Origin of the sequence: Chitinophaga sp. YIM B06452, assembly GCF_039655965.1 — a bacterium.
Taxonomy (GTDB): Bacteria; Bacteroidota; Bacteroidia; order Chitinophagales; family Chitinophagaceae; genus Chitinophaga.
The window spans coordinates 1094261-1113279 of record NZ_JAWLKY010000002.1 but is presented as its reverse complement, the minus strand read 5'-3'; the positions used below and the strand labels follow the sequence as shown (position 1 = coordinate 1113279).

The 19019-nt window shown below is 53.3% G+C and carries 14 protein-coding genes; 6 read left to right on the top strand and 8 right to left on the bottom strand.

Features of this window, described 5'->3' with window-relative positions; all coding sequences use genetic code 11:
* Positions 1–50 precede the first annotated feature (50 nt).
* From R3I13_RS14265 to R3I13_RS14255, 3 genes are all read left to right on the top strand, one after another.
* Positions 51–602: a sigma-70 family RNA polymerase sigma factor gene (locus R3I13_RS14265; RefSeq protein ID WP_346318637.1), complete on the top strand. Its 552-nt coding sequence runs from the start codon at positions 51–53 to the stop codon at positions 600–602.
* Positions 603–607: 5 nt separating this feature from the next.
* Positions 608–1459 (top strand): anti-sigma factor, encoded by an 852-nt coding sequence (locus tag R3I13_RS14260; RefSeq protein WP_346318636.1) that lies wholly within the window; start codon positions 608–610, stop codon positions 1457–1459.
* A 148-nt stretch (positions 1460–1607) separates the two neighbouring features.
* Entirely contained in the window at positions 1608–2525 is a 918-nt protein-coding gene (locus tag R3I13_RS14255) for a hypothetical protein (RefSeq protein WP_346318635.1), read from the top strand.
* A 64-nt stretch (positions 2526–2589) separates the two neighbouring features.
* Here R3I13_RS14255 and R3I13_RS14250 read toward each other — a convergent pair whose 3' ends face one another.
* The gene (locus R3I13_RS14250) at positions 2590–4194 is read right to left on the bottom strand and encodes a RagB/SusD family nutrient uptake outer membrane protein (protein WP_346318634.1); all 1605 of its coding nucleotides are present in this window, start codon (positions 4192–4194) and stop codon (positions 2590–2592) included.
* A gap of 18 nt (positions 4195–4212) precedes the next feature.
* Positions 4213–7119: a SusC/RagA family TonB-linked outer membrane protein gene (locus tag R3I13_RS14245; protein ID WP_346318633.1), complete on the bottom strand. Its 2907-nt coding sequence runs from the start codon at positions 7117–7119 to the stop codon at positions 4213–4215.
* Positions 7120–7621: 502 nt separating this feature from the next.
* Between R3I13_RS14245 and R3I13_RS14240 the strand changes: the two genes are divergently transcribed.
* The gene (locus R3I13_RS14240) at positions 7622–8812 is read left to right on the top strand and encodes an ROK family transcriptional regulator (protein ID WP_346318632.1); all 1191 of its coding nucleotides are present in this window, start codon (positions 7622–7624) and stop codon (positions 8810–8812) included.
* Between the two features lie 58 nt (positions 8813–8870).
* On the opposite strand, the gene R3I13_RS14235 is transcribed toward R3I13_RS14240, so the two are convergent.
* Entirely contained in the window at positions 8871–10514 is a 1644-nt protein-coding gene (locus R3I13_RS14235; protein WP_346318631.1) for a gliding motility-associated C-terminal domain-containing protein, read from the bottom strand.
* A gap of 223 nt (positions 10515–10737) precedes the next feature.
* On the bottom strand, positions 10738–11796 hold the full coding sequence (locus R3I13_RS14230) for an RluA family pseudouridine synthase (RefSeq protein WP_346318630.1): 1059 nt from the start codon (positions 11794–11796) through the stop codon (positions 10738–10740).
* 45 nt (positions 11797–11841) lie between these two features.
* Between R3I13_RS14230 and lipB the strand changes: the two genes are divergently transcribed.
* On the top strand, positions 11842–12558 hold the full coding sequence (gene lipB, locus R3I13_RS14225; protein ID WP_346318629.1) for a lipoyl(octanoyl) transferase LipB: 717 nt from the start codon (positions 11842–11844) through the stop codon (positions 12556–12558).
* Here lipB and R3I13_RS14220 read toward each other — a convergent pair.
* From R3I13_RS14220 to R3I13_RS14205, 4 genes are all read right to left on the bottom strand, one after another.
* Entirely contained in the window at positions 12542–13267 is a 726-nt protein-coding gene (locus tag R3I13_RS14220) for a hypothetical protein (RefSeq protein ID WP_346318628.1), read from the bottom strand. The two genes, lipB and R3I13_RS14220, sit on opposite strands and share 17 nt — an antisense overlap.
* A gap of 68 nt (positions 13268–13335) precedes the next feature.
* Positions 13336–14151 (bottom strand): pyridoxal-phosphate dependent enzyme, encoded by an 816-nt coding sequence (locus R3I13_RS14215; RefSeq protein WP_346318627.1) that lies wholly within the window; start codon positions 14149–14151, stop codon positions 13336–13338.
* A gap of 55 nt (positions 14152–14206) precedes the next feature.
* Positions 14207–16459: a family 20 glycosylhydrolase gene (locus R3I13_RS14210; RefSeq protein WP_346318626.1), complete on the bottom strand. Its 2253-nt coding sequence runs from the start codon at positions 16457–16459 to the stop codon at positions 14207–14209.
* Between the two features lie 30 nt (positions 16460–16489).
* Positions 16490–17824: an alpha-L-fucosidase gene (locus R3I13_RS14205; RefSeq protein ID WP_346318625.1), complete on the bottom strand. Its 1335-nt coding sequence runs from the start codon at positions 17822–17824 to the stop codon at positions 16490–16492.
* 293 nt (positions 17825–18117) lie between these two features.
* On the opposite strand from R3I13_RS14205, the gene R3I13_RS14200 reads away from it, so the two are divergent.
* The gene (locus tag R3I13_RS14200; protein ID WP_346318624.1) at positions 18118–19014 is read left to right on the top strand and encodes a sugar phosphate nucleotidyltransferase; all 897 of its coding nucleotides are present in this window, start codon (positions 18118–18120) and stop codon (positions 19012–19014) included.
* Positions 19015–19019 lie beyond the last annotated feature (5 nt).

The window sequence follows — 19019 nt, the reverse complement described above, 5'->3', positions numbered from 1 at the left end:
TGTAAGTTTTTTCATTATTTTAGTGCCACTATATTTTTTGCTAAGTACACTTGGGAACTGAAAATACATATACCGAACAAGAACTGGTGCAGGGCTTAAAGTCCCGGGACCAGCAGATATTCGGCTACCTGTACGACCATTACTCTCCTGCGCTTTACGGCGTGATCCTCAAGGTACTGAACGACGAAAACTCGGCAAGCGACGTGCTCCAGGAAGTCTTCCTGAAAATCTGGCGGAGCATTGATAAATATGACACAGAAAAAGGGCGCCTCTTCACGTGGATGCTCAACATCGCCAGGAATACCGCAATAGATTCACTCCGCTCCAAAGGTCATAAGCTGGAACAGAAAATCCAGGAGCTTACCAACGACGTATATCTACAAACAAGTCAGTTAACGGTTCAACCTACCGTGGATCACCTGGGCCTCTCGAAGGTGCTGGAAAAGCTCAACAAAGAACAGCGGACTATTATTGATCTTGCATACTACAAGGGATGTACCCAGGAAGAGATCGCCAGGGTACTGGATATTCCTTTGGGCACAGTAAAAACTAGAATGCGAAACGCAATTATACAATTGAGGAATATCTTAAAACAATTGTAAGCAAAGTGGACGTACAACGTTACATATCATCCGGTATCATTGAAAGCTTCGTAGCTGGCTTAGCTACGGACCAGGAGGTCCGTGAGCTGCAGGCTGCGATGGCGCAATACCCGGAAGTAAAAGCTGCGGCGGATGCCGTACAGCTTGATATGGAGCGTTACGTGACCATGCAAAGCATTGCGCCGCCGCCCGCCGTGAGGGACCGCATTTTCCAGCTCATCAATAATGAAGGGGTGGAAACGGCTGTTCCCGTAAGCGCTTACGCCGCTGAAGAACAATCTCTATATGCCGCTGATGAACCCAAAGAGGTGAAACTGGTGAGCCCTGTATGGAGATATGTGGCCGCTGCAGCCATCCTGGGATTGCTGGCCAGCGTTTGGATGAATGTACAGTATTCCAACAGCAGTAACGACTGGAAAGGCAAATACGAGGCGCTGCTGACGGAGAAAGATAAAATGATCGCGGACAACAGCGCTATGCAAACCCGCATGCAAACGTCCGAGCAGATGCTGCAAAGCCTCCGCGGCATGAAGATGGTGCCGATGTATACCGTAACGCCCACCCGCCCGGGCCTGCTGGCAACCGTATACTGGAACCCGAAGTCTGAAGAAGTAATGCTTACGGTAACGAATCTGCCCGCACCCGCTGCAGACCAGCAATACCAGCTCTGGGGCATCGTGAATGGCAAGCCCGTAGACGCCGGCGTGTTTGAAATGGACGCCGCTGTGAAAGGTTTTGCGAAAATGAAATCCATGGTGCCCGGTGCGCAGATGTTCGCCATCACCCTCGAGAAAAAAGGCGGATCCCCCACGCCTACGCTTACCGCCATGTATGTTGCCGGCAAGGTCCAGGGTTGAGGCCCTTTTTTAATTTTCCGTTAAACATCACCGTTATTGCCGTATTCCCGGCGCAACCTGCCGCCCGGCTGCATTTGCCTGTGTTCTGCCGCGCTTCTGGCCTGAATATTGCACTTCCAGAACCCGATGAATTGCTTAAATTTGCCCGATGCGAAAAATCCTGCTACTGTTATACCTGATCCCCTGCATTCCCGCATTGGCGCAGGATACCGCCAGATATAAAGGCATGACCATAAACCTGGACGAACATGTGGTGAAAGCCAAACGTATAGGCTTCGACGTGAATGGTTTTATACAAAGAGTGGAAGAAGACACCACGTTCTACCGCGCATTTAAAAATCTCCGCATCATCGGTTTCACCGCCGACAACGACATCCGGGTAACGGATAAAAAAGGCGGCAAAACACTTGCCTCGCTCAAGTCGCGCACCAAACAGGTGATGACCGGCAACTGCCGGAAAATGGAAGTGCTGGAAGAAAATACCACCGGTAATTTTTACAACCGCAAAGGCGGTTATAATTACTACACTGCCGAATTGTACGCCAACCTGTTCTTCACCCGGGGCACCGTTTGCAACGAAGAAGGCGGCGGCGACAAAGGCAGCCTGGCGCGGCATAAATCGCAGCTCAAGCAACTGATATTCAATCCCGGAAAACCCATATCCGGCGTGCCGGTGGTAGGCAATAAAGTGGCCATTTTCGACCGCAACCTTATGCGTTATTACGACTTTTCCATTACCTCCGAAAAATTCACGGACGGCACGGATTGTTATGTATTCAGCGCCATAATGCGGAAGAACCTCAGCGGGATAGACCGCGCGGAGATCGTGTACGACGAGCTGATCACCTGGTTCAATAAAGAAACGATGGAGATCGTGGGCCGTAAATATTCCCTTTCCTATAAAACCCTCGTGTTCGATTTTAATGTGCGCATGAATGTGCAGATGACCAAGCTCGGCGACCTGCTGCTGCCCGCGCTCATTACTTACGACGGTACCTGGAACGTGCCGTTCAAGAAGCGCGAGACCGCCGTTTTTACTGCCAGGTTCTACGATTTTGGGAAATAAGATATGCAAATAAAAAAAAGGGGCGCCCGGTTTGGGCGCCCCTTTTTTGTTGACGGAGATATGGTTAATATCCTTCGTTTTGCCTGAGTCCCGGCTCCACTTTCAGGCTGTTCTCATGGAACGGCCAGAGGTAATTGTTGGGACGGAAAGCGCGGTCTTCTATCTTGAGGGAGACCTTTTCACCATTCACTATCCGGGTGTGGCCGAGGGCCGGCTGGTTGAGCACCTGCCCGGCGATGCGCCAGCGGATAATGTCGTCGTACCTGCGTCCTTCTCCCGCCAGTTCGATCCTGCGTTCGTTTCTGATCAGGTCTGTCCACTGCTGCTGCGTGTAGGCTGCATATTTTGGCAGGGTTACGTCGGCGAAGTTCATATCAAGGCCGGCGCGGCGGCGGATGTCGTTGATGCACTTTTTCGCGAGGGCGTCTACCTGGTTCTGCATGATCTTGGCTTCGGCGTAGGTCAGCAGCACCTCTGCGTAACGGATGTAGGGGAAGTGCATATTGCCGCCGGACCTGAAGGCGTCCGCCTGGTCTACAAACTTCCGGAACCAGTAACCTGAACTGCTGGCGCGGGGCCTTTCATAATACATTGGGTTGTTGGGATCGTAGATGTTGATCGGTTCCGTCCCGAACATGTCCTCGTGCATGTAAATGCTGGCGGCCAGGCGTGGGTCGCGGTTGAGTTTCGGGTTCAGCTCGTATGCTTCCTTTGTGTGAAGCGGGCTCGCGTCGATCGGGTCGCCCTGCATCGTCCAGTAAGCGTCTATGAGGGATTTGAGGGGCACAACGAAGGATTGCCCGTTGCCTGTGCGGTATTGCGGCGCCAGGTGCTGGAAAGAGTTGGTAGCCGTATTGTTGTGGCTGGCCATATCCATGGTCAGGATGAACTCTTTATTCGTTTTGTCCGCCTTATACTGGAACAGGTCCCCGTATTTAGGATGCAGCTCGTATTTCTGGCTGGTCATGATCTCTTCCGCCAGCCTGGCCGCAACGTCATACCGCTCAAAATAGAGGGCATAGCGCATGATGAGGGCTTTCAGCGAGTAGCGGTTGAACATGTAGGCGTCTGAAGTATATTCGTCCGGGGGCAGGTTGTTGGCAATGTTTTCCGCCATGGGGAAGAGGTCGTTCAATATCTCTTCTTTTGATTTGGCGGGTTGCGTGGCCGATCCGAGGTCCGCCGGCTCCAGGTAATATGGTACGTTGCCCCAGCGGGATACCAGCCAGAAGTAGTGCCAGCAGCGGATGGCTTCCAGCACGCCCTTGTATTTCGCGCGTACGGCCTCGTCTTCCACGTAGGGAACATCGACGTTGGCGATGAACACGTTCAGGCGGCCGAGGTGTTTCATGTGAAGCTCGTAATAATACAGGAACGCCTGGGTGTTGGAGTTGAAGTTGCCGTTGGCGATCAGCTGGTGATGATGGCTTTCGGTGCGGCTGTAGGCATTGTCGCTCTTGCCGTCTTCCATGTACGGGAGCTTTGCCGTGAGGCCGGGGCCGGAATATACGTCCAGCATGCTGGAATATACCACGCGGCGGAGGTCTTCTTCTGTATTGAAGAATTCCGAGAATTTGGTAGCGGTCGGGTCGGTCTTATCGAGAAATTTCTCGCATCCGCTAAGCGCTACAGTGCAGACCAGGGATGCATAAATTAGCTTCTTCATCATATACACGAAATAAATTGATTAGAAAAAGGTGGCTTTGAACCCAAGGCTGTAGATCGCCATGCGCGGGTATCTCCCGCTGCCGCCGTTCCTTTCCGGTTCCAGGCCTTCCCATTTGGTGATAGTGAGCGCATCCTGTGCGTTCACGTAAACGCGTAAGTTGCGGATGGCGCTGCCAATCTTCGGAAAGGTGTAACCCAGCTGGATCATCTTGAACCGGAAGAATGAGGCATCGCTCAGCCATACATCGCTCAGGTAGGTGTTGGTGCTGGCGCCGGTCCATACGCGGGGGAAGCGGCTGTTCTGGTTTTCAGGCGTCCAGCGGTTGTCTGCGTAGTACTGGCGGGGTGCGCCCAGCGCGTTAGTGGCCCCGTCTACGAGAACGGGATAACCTTCCATACCACCCAGGCGGCCGAGGCGTTTGCCCACGCCCTGCCCGATCACGGAGAAATCCCAGCGTTTGTAGCCCAGGTTCAGGTTGATCGCGTAATTCAGGTGCGGGAACGGGTCGCCGAGGTTCACGCGGTCGAGGTTGTTGATCACGCCGTCGCCATTCTGGTCAACGTACCTGATGTCGCCAGGAAGGGTATTAGGCAGTTTTGCCGCGGTATGCTCCACATCATCTGCGTCGCGGAAGAAGCCGTTGGACTGGTATCCGTAATAGTTGTCGATCGCTACGCCGGGGTACCAGATCTTGTCGGTGTTGTCTTTGAAGATAAGGGAGTCGGAGGCAGTGTAACCCGCTTTCAGCACTTCGTTCTTGTTGTCGAACAGCATGCCGCCGATGCTATAGGTAAAGTCGCCGATCTTGTCGTTCCAGATCATGGTGATCTCATATCCCTTGTTGTCAACTTCGCCGATATTCACGGCGGATTCCAGGCTGTAAGAGCCTGTCAGCGGCGGTACGGGGAAGTTGGAGTAAATAAGGTCGAAGGAATGCTTTTTGTAAACCTCCAGGCCCGCGGTCAGCCTGTTGTTCAGCGTGGTCAGTTCCACGCCCACGTTCCACTGCTTCTGTTTTTCCCAGGAGAAGTTGGGGTTGGGCATGCGCATGGTCCATCCCCAGGTGTTCACGATCTCTTCCCAGAGGTAAGGGTCCACGTTTTCGTTGCCGATGCGGCCGTAAGACAGGCGGAACCTGAGGTTGTTAACTGCGCCGCTGCGTACGAGGGGCTCCATGAACTTTTCGTTCGTCGCGTTCCACGCGAGGGCCGCGGAGGGGAAGAAGCCCCAGCGGTTGCCCGGTGCAAACTTGCTGCTGCCGTCCCCGCGGGCGGTAACCTCAAGGATGTAGCGGCTGTCGAATGAATAGTTCAGTTTGCCGAAGAAGGAAGCCTTGCTGATCTCGTTGAAATTGGAGTATGTCCAGTTCATCGTTTCCGCACCGCCTGTAAAGTAGATCTTGTCCTTGTTCTTGCGCAGGTTGCTGGTGTAGTTGACGAGCAGGCGCGAGGTGATCTGGCTCCGGCTTACGTTCTGCGTGGCGTCTACAGCGTTGCCCCAGGTGGTAACAGGTTTGCCGTTCCCATCATAGAATTTGAACGTTTTGCGTTCCCACTTTTCGGCTGATTTGTTGATCAGGTAGGAAATGTTGCCTTCGATGTTGAGATTTTTCGTGATAAAATATTTCGGGCGGAGGTTGATGGTGCTCCAGTCGTGCAGGTAATTCTTGGTGCCGCCGCGGTTGATGGAGGCCACGGGATTGAGGTTGTTGTGCAGCTGGTAATGCTCCGGGATGCTGGAATTCGGGTAATACACCTGCTGGGAGGAGTTCATCTTCCAGGCGTTGGTATAAAGACCGTGCCCGTCGTCGTTGGCGTACAGGCGGTCCACTTCCAGGCGGTGCGCGTAGAAATCGGCCAGCAGCACAAACTTATCGGCGATGTTGATATTTGTGTTGAAGCGTGCGGAATATTTCTGTGAGCCCTCGATGTCGTTGAGGCCGCCTTCATTCAGGTAGCCGAGCATGAGATTGAAGGTGCCCACGCCGCCGCCGCCGGATACGCTCAGGGCAGTGTTGCTGGAGGTGGCTCTCCGCTGTATCACTTCATCCAGCCAGTCAACGCTGGGCATCTGCCCTGTTTCCATCTGGCGGATGGAGTCTTCGGAGAAGGTAGGCGTCTGCCCCTGCATGATCCTGGCTTCGTTGTTGAGGCGCATATAATCGGCGCCGTTCACGAATTTCGGAAGGTCGATGGGTTGCTGAACGGCGAACCAGGAGTTGGCGTCTACCTTGAATTTGCCGGTCTTGCCCCTTTCTGTTTCGATGATGATCACGCCGTTGGCGCCGCGGGAGCCATACATGGAGGCGGAGGCGGCGTCTTTCAGGATAGTGATGCTTTTAACCTGGTTAGGGTCTACGTCCGTGAGGGACATTTCCATCCCGTCCACGATCACCAGCGGTTCGGCATTCTGCAATGTGCTGATGCCGCGGATGGAGATCGTGCCGGGCACGCTGCCGGGCAGGTTGGTGCCCTGCTGCATGGTAACGCCCGGGATAGTGCCGGAAAACGCTTCCTGGAGCTTGGCGATGGGCCGCGTCTTGGCCTGCTTCATGTCCATCTGGGCCACGGAGGAGGCGACGTGACGGCGTTCCACCGTTGAGAAACCCATGACTACAACGCCGTCCAGGTCTTTGCCGCTTTGCATCAACCTTATGTTGATGACGGATTGATTGCCCACGGCCACCTCGCGGTCCTGGAAACCGATGGAAGTGAAAATGAGCGTTACGTTGTTGTTCGGCACTTTGATTTCATAACGCCCGTCGGCGCCGGCTGCGGTCCCGATATTGGTGCCTTTTATCAGGACTGTGGCGCCGGGTACAGGGCTGCCCGCGGAATCTGCGACGCTGCCCGTGATGCTTCGTTGCTGCCCATAGGTTTGCAGCATGCAGAGCATAAACGATGAGATTAAGAGTAAATACTTCATATGTTTGGCTGATTGAAGGTGCGTATTCAGCTAAGCATAGCTCCGCCAGCGCCGCCGGTAACTTCTTTTGCCGGCCGGCAATAAACTGTCTGTAAACTGTACAGGATGAGAGGTAGGGACTCGTTCCCGGAACGCGCTTAGATTATGCCTGGTTTTAAATTAAAGTTTTTGCAACGCTTTAAAAGTATTCGAAATGGCCTTTTGGTGCAATAGATTATTTTTTGATAACCTTTTTTTAATAAAAAGAAAGATTCTTTTTTTGCTTTTCTTTAACTCCTGCCCGTGAAAATCTTCAAATAATTGTTGTATGCATTTCAAATATGCGTACTATTTTCGCTAAAGAGTAAAGTTTTTTGATATTTTATTCAATTGAGAAAACTTATTTAAATTAATAGCAGAAGTTTTGGGTGAGAAGTAAAAAAAATGAAAGAACATGAAAGCAGATTTGTTAAATAGAAAGTTGTTTTGGTTTCAAAAGACAAATAGTAAAAAGCAGGAGCAATTGAAATACAGGATTTTGCAACACCTGTATACTGTCGGCCCGTCTTCTGTTGCCGCACTTTGCGAAACGCTGGGCATATCCACGCCAACGGCGGTGAAGCTGCTTTCAGAAATGAGCAGGGAACGTATCGTCGAAAAAAAGGGGCAGGGAGAATCCATCGGGGGAAGGCGCCCGGATCTTTTTCGTTTACGCAAGCACGTGCTTTTTATTATCTGCATCGATATCGAACTGTTCAGGACCAGCATGGTGATCGTTGATAATAACAATAACTTCATTACTCCCATAAAGTCCCTGCCAATACCGCTTTCACGTAACCGCAACGCATTCTTCGAGGCGTTGCTCGGGCACGTGGAAGAGTTGATCCATTCCGCCAATATCGATTCGGCAAGATTGATCGGGTGCAGTATCGGCATGCCCGGGCTGATCGATACACAATCGGGCGAGAACTTCAGCTACCTGCTGGACGAATCAGGCCGCATCAGCCTGCGTGACGCATTCGAAAACCAGCTGCGCATGCCTGTCGTGATCCAGAACGATGTGAAAGGCTCTGCGCTGGCGGAATTGAGGAATGGTCACGCGAAAGGGAAAAAGAATGTGCTGGTGATCCTGATGGATTGGGGCATTGGCCTGGGTATTATCATGGACGGCAAAGTGCAGCAGGGCAGTTCGGGTTTTTCAGGTGAAATGGGGCACATGCCTTTTGCGGAGAATGGAGAGCTGTGTTATTGCGGGAAGCATGGCTGCCTTGAGACCGTGGCTTCGGGCATGACCTTGTCCAAGATTGCGCGGCAGGGCATTCTTTCAGGGCAAAACTCGATCCTCAATGATCTTTCCAACCAGGAAGTATACCGCATTGAAACGGAGCTGATCATCCGTGCGGCCAACAACGGCGACCAGTATTCGATCCAGCTGCTTTCCAATATCGGTACGAACCTGGGCAAGGGGATCTCCGTGCTCATCCAGCTGTTTAATCCCGAACTGGTGATCCTCAGCGGGAAGATCGCGGCGGCGCGCCAATATATCACGCTGCCGATGCAGCAGGCGATCAACACTTACTGCATGACGCAGATCCGCGAAAAGGCGCAGATCGTAAGCTCCGAGCTGGGTGAACATTCCCGCCTGCTGGGCTATGCGGCCGAAGGCATCAGCCAGTTCTTCGACACGATGATCGCGCAGGCAAAAGCGGCGTGATTGTAATTGTTTTCACGGCGATTGCGCTTTAGAATGGTCTGAAACAGGAACCCTGCGGTTATCTCAGTAAGGTAACCGTGCCCTGCCTGCGGTAATATTTCGCATTCAGCTCGTCCACGTATTCCACTATCCACACATATGTTCCCAAAGACGCAGGCTCCCCGTTATGCTTGCCGTTCCAGGCTACGCCGGGGTCTGTGGTGAAGAAGATGAAATCGCCCCAGCGGTTGTAAATGCTGAGCTTATACTGGCCTATCTGGCACCGGTATTTCGGCCTGAACAGGTCGTTGATGCCATCGCCATTTGGTGAGAAAGCGGTTGGATAAAAGAGCTGGCAATCGCAATTCTGGTAAAAGATGTTCACGGAATCCGTCGCGCGGTTGCACACGTTCTGGGCCACGATGGCGTAAATGCCGGGCTGGGTAACGGGGAAGCTGGCAACGGAACTGCTGTCCTGCCATTTGTAATTGGTGCCCGCGCCCCTCGGCATCAACTGCAGTGTTTCACCCACGCAAAGCACGGAATCCATGCCCAGCGAAACGTGCAGCGAATCCTGGAAATCCACGCGGATGGTATCCATTTCCACGCAACGGCCTATCTGCACGCGCACGTAATAATAACCGGAACTGTCCACATGATACGTTGCCTGGTCGGACCCGTCCTGCCAGAGATAATTGCCCGTACCATAGTCTGCAGAGAGCACGAGGAAGTCGCCGTAACACAGCGTGGTGTCGTTCCCAAGGTTCACCTCTCCCAGGCGGCTGTAACGCACGCCGATGGTGTCCAGCACGTCACAGATGCCGTTGATGTTGACGAATACGGAGAAGTCGCCGCTGCGCCTTACGGTAATGCGCGGCGTGGTGGCGCCGGTGTTCCAGCGGTAGCTCAGGCCTTCGGGGCGCATCGCGTCCAGCACAACGGATTCGCCGGGGCAGAGCAATGTATCAGGACCAAGATTAAAAGGATAAGGCGCGCCGGTGAAGGTGATGGTCACCTGGTCCGGGAAATCCCCGCAACCGGCCACATGCGCCACAACAGAATAGGTTTGCGTAACGCCGGTGGTCAGGATGGTGGGCGTGGTTTCGCCGGTGCTCCAGGTATAGGTGGCGTTCTGTGCCGTTGCATCCAGCGTCATCAGTTCGCCGGTGCAAAGTGTGCGGTCTGGCCCAAGATCGAAATCAGGAATAGGGGAGTAGAAGACGTTCACCGAATCTATTTCCGTGCAACCGTTGATCGCCACGTGATAGGTGGCCATTTCGGTAACGGTGAAGGTATTGACAGTGCCGGTAGACACGGTGTCTTCGAGGTAATACCAGGTGTAGGTGGCGCCCGGTACAGCCGGCGCCGTTAGAACGGTGGTGCCGTTCTCGCAAAGCGTAAGGTCTGGGCCAAGATTGGCATTTTGCCTCGGCACGATGGTGATGGTTTGCGTAGTGATATCTTCCACGCCGTTGCGGTACGCCTTCAGCGTAATGGTGTAGGTGCCGGGCGCAGTGTAAACGTGCCAGGCGTCTTCCACGAGGTCCGATGAATCTTCCGGGAGCAACGGCGGGCTCACGAAATACCATTTCACCGAATCGATGACGGTAATATCGTCTGTGATCGTGAATCTCACCGTATCGTTGAGGCAGGTGGTGCTGTAGGTAAAATTTGTCAGCAAGGGGCGAATGCCTGCTACAGCTGTTGTCGAAGCTGTAAGCATAAATAGTAGGATAAGTGCCTGGAGCCTGGCTAGGTCTTTCATCGGAACCATGGTAGCACTAAATTAGTAGAAATATTGATATGTAGATTGTTTTTAATAAAATAATTAATCCTTAACATCGCGTGGATGCCCGCACAGGAAAGGGCTCATAGGTTTGCGGCCTACAGCTGTAATTCGGTTGAATAAGTAAACGGGGAATTAACAGGGAAAGTATGGATGTGGATTATTCTTCTTTCCGCTTGTACCTGCGCCATTTTTCCAGCACGCCGGTGAAATCTTCCGGCAGCTCGCTTTCGAAGAGCATGGGCTTGCGGGTGCGCGGGTGGATGAACCCGAGGGTTTGCGCATGAAGGGCATGCCGGGGCATGATCTCGAAACAATTATCCACGAACTGCTTGTATTTCGCAAACACGGTGCCTTTCACGATGCGGTCGCCGCCATAGGTATCGTCGTTGAAGAGGGGGTGGCCGATGTGCTGCATATGTACGCGGATCTGGTGCGTGCGGCCCGTTTCCAGCCTGCAGGCGATGAGACTCACGTAGTTAAACCGTTCCAGCACTTCGTAGTGGGTAATGGCTTCTTTGCCATGCTCCCCGTCAGGGTAGGCGGTCATGATCTTGCGGAGCCGCTGGTGGCGGCCTACGTGGGCTACTACGGTACCATTGTTCTCTTCGAAATCGCCCCATACGAGGGCCAGGTAACGGCGCTGAACGGTATGGTCGAAAAATTGTTTGGCCAGGTCCGTCATGGCTTTCTCGGATTTGGCCACTACCAGCAGGCCGCTGGTGTTCTTGTCGATGCGGTGCACCAGCCCGAAACGCGGGATCTCCGGTTCCACGGCGGTTTCGTTGCCATCGCCAAGGTAGAAGGCCAGGGCATTTACCAGTGTGCCGGTATAGTTGCCGCAGCCGGGGTGCACCACCATGCCGGGCGGTTTATTGATGATGAGAATGTCTTCGTCTTCAAAAACGATGTTCAGCGGGATATTCTCCGGTTTAACCTCGGTGGTTTCGGGGTTTTTGGTGGAATACACGATCAAACGGTCCAGCGGGCGGACCTTGTAGTTGGATTTGACGGGCTTGTCGTTTACGAGCACCATGCCCGCTTCGATAGCCTGCTGCACTTTGTTGCGGGTGGCGCCTTCTATCCTGTTCTGGATGAATTTGTCGATCCGCAGGGGCTCCTGGCCTTTATCCACTACCAGGTTCACCCTTTCATACATTTCCTCGCTGCCTTCGCCGTTGTCCAGTTCGTCTTCCAGCTCCAGGATTTGATCGGTCATCAGTAAAAATTTTTGCAAAGATACTTATAGTTATCTTTGCAGGCGATGGCGAAAAAGATTAAAGTGAGCGACCTGGGGGTGATCCCTTACCAGGAAGCGTGGGACCTGCAGGAGCGGTTATTGCAGGAAAGCGTGGCCCTGAAGGCCGACCTCCGCAACGGCCTGGCGGCGCCGGGCGCAAGCGTGCAGCATCACCTGCTGTTTTGTGAACATCCCCCCGTTTATACCATCGGCAAAAGCGGCCACATGGAAAACCTGCTGGTAAACGGCCGGACGCTGGCGCAGAAAGGCATCGGCTTCGTGCACACCAACCGCGGCGGCGACATCACCTTTCACGGCGAAGGCCAGATAGTAGGCTATCCCATCATCGACCTGGAACAATTTTTTACGGATATCGGCCGCTACCTGCGGTTCCTGGAGGAAGTGATCATCCGCACCCTGGCGGATTACGGCCTCAAAGGCGAACGTTCCAAAGGGGAAACCGGCGTGTGGCTGGAGCCGGACGTGCCCGGCAGGGCGCGCAAGATCTGCGCTATGGGCGTGCGTTGCAGCCGCTGGGTCACCATGCACGGCTTTGCCATCAATGTGAATACAGACCTGGATTATTTCTCCAACATTATAGCCTGCGGGATACAGGACAAAGCGGTCACTTCCCTGCAAAAAGAAACCGGGCGCGCCATCCCTTTAGAGGAAGTACAGGCCCGGATCTTATATCATTTCTCCCAGGTATTCGAAGCTGAAATGGTTATGACCGGTAATTGAGCGGGATATAAAGGCTCCATTTCTCCAGCAGCTTCCCGTCTTCATAAATCTCGAAATTAAACCAGCCGGCGTGCATAAAAATGGCCTTTTCCAGTATCAGGAAAGGTTCCATTACCTGCTCCACTTCAAACAGGAATGCACCGGTGGGCTCAAAGAATTTTACGGAATATTTTTTCTGCGGCGCCTGCGGCAGGCGGATGTTCACATTCCCGTCCGCCGTCGTGTAAATATAATTGGACGGTTTCCAGGGAATTACTTCCTTAGTGCCGGTGGCATTGGTATTGGCAGTAGCGGCGGCTACGTCCTGCGCGCTGAGCTTGGTATTGCCCGCAATGGTGGAGTCGGGTACGGCCAGCACGGTCTTGCTGTACATGTACTTGTTGTTCCTGAACAGGATGAAGAGGCGGTAGTAGTTCTTCCCGGGCAGCGGTTTATTGTCGAGGTAAGCGTTGCGCGTTTGGTCGGGGTAGCTGGCGTAGCCGATGGTGGTGAAGTTCAGCACACTGTCCAGCGAGCGCTGGACGCCGATCTGCACGGCGTTCGGGAATCCTGATATCCAGTCCAGCTGGATCTTCCCTGTTTTGATGAGGGCCGAAAAATCGGGCAACACGGGCGTTGGCGGCCCCGGCACTGCATCCTGCGCTTTGGCTGTGGCGATGGTACCTATAAAAATCACGGTGGCGATAATGCATCTAACAGTCTGCTTCATACAGTACATCAAAAACGTCTTAAGTTGGCAAAAATACGATCTGGAGGTCAAATATACGGCTCCGTGTTTTAAAAGCATAGAACGCCCGGGCTTAAAGATTCATTGCCCTGCAATCCGCCGGAATGTATCAGCAATATGCGGCTTCCCGCCGGGAAGTACTGCTGTTGCAGCAATTGCCTGAACGCCAGTACCATCTTGCCCGTATATACACGGTCGGTAGGAATGCCTGTTTCTGTATAAAAATCATTCATCGCATGAATGAGCGCCGGCGTATATTTCGCATACCCGCCTTCGTGAAAGTCATGCAATATCCGCCAGTGTGGAGATGCGGTGTGCAACAGGCTTTCCACTTCTTCTTCCAGCGAAAATGCGCCTTTTAATGCCGATATGCCGGTGACCTGTTGTTGTGTGCCTGCATTGACCAGGCCTGCCAGCGTAGTGCCCGTTCCCACCGCGCAGAGGATGTGGGTGTAAGCTGAAGTGTCTGCCAGCGTGAGTATTTCTTCGCAACCCCTTGCGCCTTCCGCATTATGCCCGCCTTCGGGGATGATCCAGGCATCGTGCAGCAGGTGCTGCATAAGACGGGTCATTTCACCGCCGGTCTTTAATTCAGCATATAATTCGCGGCTTACGTAATGCAGTTCCATGCCCAGTTCTGCCGCTTTCAGCAGGGTATGCCCCGGCTGTGCCGGCTTTTCGCCGCGGATGATGCCCACAGATTGCAGCCCGTACAGCTTGCAGGCTGCCGCCGTGGCTACTATGTGGTTGGAGTATGCGCCGCCGAAGGTCACGATCTTCCGGTTGCCGGCGGCTTCCAGGTTGTATTTCAGCTTGAACCATTTGTTCCCCTGTACCAGCGGATGGATCCGGTCCAAACGCAACATGGCCGCCCGGATATTTTCGGGCAGCCATGTTGTATGGAAAGGTTGTAATATATCCTCAGTGGAAAAGCGCATTCCGCAAGTTAATGCTTTGTTTGCCTTTCAGGCCAAAGCTTACCTGCAATTGCTGTGCGCCCCCCGCATTGAAGTATTGCACACGGATCTTGTGAAATCCTTTCAGGAGCGGCACCATGCCGGTTTTTTCCACCGCGCCGTGCTCCCCGTCGTTGTCCGCGATCACTTCACCGTCTATCGTCAATACCGATCCATCGTCTGAATTGGTCTTGAGCTCATACAGCCCCGTTTCATCGATCCGGATATATCCTTCATAGCTTACGCCGTATTGATCGCGGTGCATGAAGGGGCGGATGGAAAAATCAGGCAGCGTGCCGGTGCTGTCTGCCGTTCCCCCGGTTTGTTTAGCCTGTGTAAAGGTTTTATTATATACGGAAAACTGTACGCCTTTGCGCGTGGGATTCACGGGTTGCGCACTTTTGTAGGGCCTGCGGGTATAAGTGTTGGAATATACGGCGCTGCTGCGGCCGGAAGGCAATACCACGATGTATTTCAGCGTAGCGCTCTCGTTTTGCGCGAGCGATATGGTGAAGGGCCCTGTATAAGCTTTGCCGTTGGGCGAAGGCTGTGTGCCATCCAGCGTATAAAAAATGGACGCGCCGGGTAAGGGCTGCAGGGTGACGGTGGTCTGCGGGCCGGACAGTACAAGGTCTTCCGCTCCTGCAACTTCCGGTATGCGGAAGCTGACCCCTCGTTTGTCAAGGTCCTGCAAAGCGCCCCGCAGCCTGCGGGTAAACGATGCGTAGTCTTTTTTGGAAGCCGGGCTCCAGGCTATTTCAGCCAGCGCCAGCGCACGCGGATAGGTGAAATAATCCACGCCTTTTGCATCGGGAATGTATTCCGTCCACACGTTGCCCTGCACGCCTTTGATATACTTTTGTTCTTCCGCGCTCAGCGAGGAGGGATAAGGCTCGTAGCTGTAGACTTTCTCCAGCGGCAGGTATCCGCCGATGGCCAGCGGCTCGGTGGCCGGGTTGCCCTGGTGATAATCGAGGTAGAGATAGGTGTTCGGCGTCATGATCACATCATGCTTTTGCTTCGCGGCTGCAATGCCGCCGGCTTCGCCGCGCCAGCTCATCACGGTGGCGTCCGGCGCAAGGCCGCCTTCGAGTATCTCGTCCCAGCCAATGATCTTTTTGCCTTTGCTGTTCAGGAATTTTTCCATGCGCTGGATGAAATAACTCTGCAATTCATGTTCGTCTTTCAGGCCCAGCGCCTTCATGCGGGCCTGGCATTTGGGGCATTCTTTCCAGCGGTCCTTCGGGCATTCGTCTCCCCCGATATGTACGTACTGCCCGGGAAAAAGCGGCATCACTTCCGCGAGCACATCTTCCAGGAACGCATATACGGAATCGTTGCCGGCGCAATACACTTCTTTGTGAACGCCCCATTTGGTGGACACTTCATAAGGCCCGCCGGTACAGCCCAGGTTGGGATACGCCGCCAGCGCGGCCTGCGCATGACCGGGCATTTCAATCTCCGGCACTACGGTGATGAACCGTTCCGCGGCATATTTCACCACGTCTTTTACTTCTTCCTGCGTATAAAAACCGCCGTAAGGCTTGCCGTCATATTTGCCGTCGCGGTAAGGGCCCATCATGGTCTCTTTCCGGTTGGAAGCCACGCTTTGCAGCTTCGGGTATTTTTTGATCTCGATGCGCCAGCCCTGGTCTTCGGTAAGGTGCCAGTGGAAGCGGTTGAGCTTGTAATGCGCCATCACGTCTATGAACTGCCTGATGTAAGCCACGGAAAAGAAGTGCCTGCCCACATCGAGCATGAGGCCGCGGTAAGCGAAGCGGGGCGCGTCTTTGATGGTAACGGCCGGAACATAAATGAGCTGTTTGGCCTGGCCTACCAGCTGCTGCAGCGTTTGCACGCCGTAAAACAAACCGGCTTCGTGGCCCTGCAGCACAATTTTATTGCGTGCGGCGGTGAGCTGGTAACCTTCCGCGGGCAGCATGTCATCGTCCGAGAAAATGAGCGTGCTGTTCTGCATGGTGCCTTTTTCGAGACGGATCTTGTAGTTGGCTTCCAGGAATGTGTTGAACAATGCAGCCGCGCGTTCGGCGCTTTCGCTGTTGCTGAAATATTTCATGCGCGCATTGATGGCCACATGACCTTCCGCCGGTTCTACCGACTGCGGTTCGGGAATAATGCCCGGCCGCGATACTTTTACCTGCGCAAAGCCCGCAATGGAAGCCAGCGCCATTGAAATAAATAGGAGCGTTTTTTTCATATGAATGATCTGATAGTATATGCGTTTCCGTTAGCCGTTCAGCCCGCCTTTGCCCCGGTAGAGCTTCACAGGCTTGTCAAGTTTCAGTTCCAGTACCGTCATGTATTCATCCTGCACATTGGCGGGCACAGTGATGTAAACCAGCCCCGGTACGGGGCTCCAGGATATTTTCCCCACGATTTTGTGCTGCAGCTTCGCGCCGTTGCCTACCACGGTGATGTCCTGTATCTTGTTGTCGAGCCCTTTCAGCATGATGTTGCCGCTTACTTTGCCGGGCAGGAAAAGATAGAGGCTGGTGCTGTCTTTACTGAGGGTGGTAGGCCCGTAAAAATGCCCCTGCGGGATGCCGCCGATGGTGCTGAAGATAGCTTTTTCATGTTTTTTATTCCATTTTCCCAGCTCTTTCAACACGTTCACCTGCTCGGGCGGGATGGTGCCGTCTGCCTTCGGGCCAATGTCCAGCAGCATATTGCCGCCGTTGCTGATGGCGTCTGCGAAGATGGTGATGATCTCGTAAGGGGTTTTCCAGTTGGTGTCCTGCGGCTGCCAGCCCCAGTTGTTGTTGATGGTCATGCAAAGCTCCCACCAGTTGTAGTGCGGGCGCTCCACGGGAAAGTTCTGCTCGGGCGTCTCGTAATCGCCATAACCCGTGAGCCTGCCGTTGATGATGGCATTGGGATTGAAGTCCGTCAGCATCTTGCGCACTTTAACCGCCTGCCATTCGTCGGCGCTGCGTTCCCAGTCACCGTCAAACCACCAGAGGTCGGGGTTGAACTGTTTCATCACTTCGGCCATCTGCCCCTGGTAAAAGGCCTGGAATCTGGCCCAGCGCTGCGGCTGCTCGCTGATCTTGTAGCGGCTGCTGTCTTTCAGGAAACCGGGGTAATCGGGCGAGGTCCAGTCCAGCAGGCTGAAATAAGCCCCTGCCTTGATATTATTTTTGCGTAATGCGTTAAAGAAAGGGGCGAGCACATCCCTTTTGGCCGGGGTGCTTTTGGCGGTGCTGAGTTTGTTGAATTTGGTATCCCAGAGGGCAACGCCATCGTGGTGTTTGGTGGTGATCACGGCGTAGCGGGCGCCGGATTCGCTGATGAGGTCCGCCCAGGCCTGCGGGTCGTATTTGTCTGCAGTAAAGCCTTTAAGCTGGGCCATATAGTCTGCGTGACTGATCTTTTTATTATGAAAGCTCCAGCTTTCATCCACTCCTTTCACGGAATAAATGCCCCAGTGGATAAAAATGCCCAGCTTGGCGTCTGCAAACCATTGCATTTTGGACCTGATCTCTTCGGGGCTGGTTTTCTGCTGCGCTTTCGCCGGTATCATACAATGCAATGCCATGGCTCCCGCCACTACGATTCTTTTCATCTGCTTTTTTTTGTTTTGAACTAAGATTAAATTACGTTAAATGCCGGCTGGCGCTTATCATACTCTGGTAGCCGGGCTATTGGGGCGTACGTTGGATCGAAAAAATAAAAATAAAGAAATTACCGTTCCCCGGGGCATTTCTTTTACTGGTTTAAGTAGCTGGTAAAGTTTAATTTCCCCCTAAATTTGGCACATCTCTTAAAATTTAAGATTTACCCGGATTGGGAAAAATTTATGTTTAATTTTAGCCCCCGATATAAAACCGGGTGAAATTTATAAACTAATATCAAAAAATGCAACCGACATTATTGATCCTGGCAGCCGGTATGGCCAGCCGTTACGGAAGTTTAAAGCAAATCCAGCAGTTTGGCCCCAGTGGAGAAACGATCATTGATTATTCTATCTATGACGCTATCCGCGCGGGTTTTGGCAAGATCGTGTTTATCATTCGCGAGAATTTTGCCGAAGAGTTCAAAGAGATATTTGAGCCAAAGCTGAAAGGGAAAGTAGAGACAGCATATGTTTTCCAGAACATGAATGCGTTTACAGACGGATTTGACATCCCGGCAGACCGTACCAAACCCTGGGGCACCGCGCATGCCGTATTATGCGCCAAAGGCGCTATCAATGAGCCTTTCGCGGTGATCAACGCAGACGATTTCTATGGCCGGGACGCATTTGAGAAAATGGCTGCCTTCCTGAAGAATGAATGTGCGGATGACAAGTACAGCGTGGTAGGCTACGAGCTGGGCAAGACCGTGAGCGACTACGGCTCCGTAAGCCGCGGCGTATGCGAAGTGAGCAACGGCAACCTCTCCGGCATCACCGAGCGCACCAAGATCACCGTGGAAGACGGCAAGATCGCTTACGAAGACGGGGACGTAAAAGTGGAACTGGGCCCTAAAACCCCCGTTTCCATGAACTTCTGGGGCTTTGCGCCTTCCGTGTTCCCGATCAGTGAAAAGCTTTTCAGCCAGTTCCTCGAGCAGAACATCAGCAATCCCAAATCCGAATTTTTTATACCCATCGTAGTAGACCAATTCATCGCCGCAGGTATGGGGTCCGTGAAAGTGATACCCACCAGCAGCCAATGGTTCGGCGTAACTTACAAAGAAGACGCGCCCGGCGTACAGGCCAGCCTGTCAGCCCTGGTCCAAAGCGGAGAATATCCGGACAATCTCTGGAAATAATGACA